Source organism: Flavobacterium glaciei, assembly GCF_003350545.1.
Taxonomy (GTDB): domain Bacteria; phylum Bacteroidota; class Bacteroidia; order Flavobacteriales; family Flavobacteriaceae; genus Flavobacterium; species Flavobacterium glaciei.
On the sequence record NZ_QQBA01000038.1, the window covers coordinates 1 to 1677 of the forward strand.

Here is a 1677-nt window from a genome sequence, read left to right on the forward strand (position 1 = left end):
GAGGGCACTGAAAAACTTCGCTTATTTTGATTAGAGTCGTTTTTTAGACAATAAAGAAACGCTTATAACAGGATTTTAAACATCCGTTATAAGCGTTTTTCTTTTTGTAACTGTTTTTTAATGTAGGTTGTATCAGTCTATTTTTGACTTATATAGTTTCATTTTGCCTAATGCGCGTGTAGATTGCATTTCCTATATTAATTTCAGTATTCTTTTTAAGTTGACCGCGAAAATTGCTATTGCACCTTGCATTTGCATATTGGTAATACCATACGATATCGCTCTATCATACCCATGTACATTTTTTAACTCACTGTTTTTCGCTTCTATTTTGTATCGGTGTTTTGCTTTTTCTTTGTAATAGTCAGTTTCTTGAAAGCTGATTTGTTCTTGGTGTAAGTCTGATTTTATCGACACCGAATATGTTTTTGTCTTGGATCCCTCTTTATAACACCCCTCTTTTAAAGGGCAAGTCTTACATTTTTCTACATCAAAATAGTAGGTGTCTACTTTATTCTTTCCAACATTTTTTTTGCCCTGAACAGCCTTTCGTATAGCCATATGACCTGCAGGACAAACAAATCTATCGGCATCTTTATTGTAATCAAATTTATCTTCGTCTTTTCTAGCTCCTTGTGCTATTGTAACATTCAGTCTAGCTACCACTTTAATATTTTGCTCTCTTGTGAGTTTGAGATTTTCTTTTCCTGTATAAGCTCCATCGCCAATAATAGTATCAACATCGATTCCGTTTTCCTGACTAATCTCTAAAAGTTTAGGTAATTCTGGCCCATCTCCTTTTTCGCCTGATGTGACTACAGCCGCTGTAATGATGCGCTCTTCGGTCATCGCCAAATGAGTCTTATATCCAAAGAAGGAACTATCAGCGGATTTATGACCTGTTTTAGCATCTGTATCTTTTGATAACGTAAAATTTTCCTGAGTATCTTCTATTGTTTCTTTAAGCAAGTTTAATTTTTCTTTTACAGCAGGTATAGAGCTTAAAGCTTGTTCTTTTTCAATTACTTTCTCCAACTCTTTACAATAGGTCAATTCCTTTTCTAATTCATTAGTGTTGTTCTTTTCCGGCATGCGTTCTTTCCATTGGTCATCAAATAAATAAACCGTTTTTCGTAGTAGTTTAGAACGCTCTCTCAATACTTCAATTGCTGAAAATGGATTCGATCTCGATAAAGTATGTGTGGCATCAACTATAATAGACTTTGAACGAACAATCCCTTTTTCGATAGCAATAGAAACTGTTTTGCCAATCAATAGATTTAATAAGTCGGTGTCCTTCAAACGTAGTTTTCTAAATTTTGTCAAGGAACTTGAATTTATGACATCTTCCTCCGGTGCCATTTCCAAAAAATACTTAAAAGACATATCAAAACGCGAACGCTCCACTACATCAACATCAGAAACGGTATAAATTGTTTTCAGAAGTAAATACTTGAACATACGCACAGGACTCTCTGCTGTGCGTCCATTATTGGCGCAATACTTATTTAACAACTCATCGTAGATAAATGAAAAATCAATCAACTCATTAATTTTCCTTAGCATATTATCCTTGGGAACGATTAAATCATATAACGAAGAATACGGACTGAACTGAATTTTTTGTTGCTGAACTAACATCTAAAAAGCCTTATGGTTACAGTTAAAAATACGAAA

At 34.1% G+C, this 1677-nt stretch carries 1 protein-coding gene; it reads right to left on the minus strand.

Going from position 1 to position 1677, the window contains the following annotated elements; all coding sequences use genetic code 11:
• Positions 1-192 precede the first annotated feature (192 nt).
• A complete protein-coding gene (locus tag DFR66_RS13760) occupies positions 193-1641 on the minus strand; it encodes an IS1182 family transposase (RefSeq protein WP_114755388.1) in 1449 nt (482 codons plus the stop codon).
• Between the last annotated feature and the right edge of the window lie 36 nt (positions 1642-1677).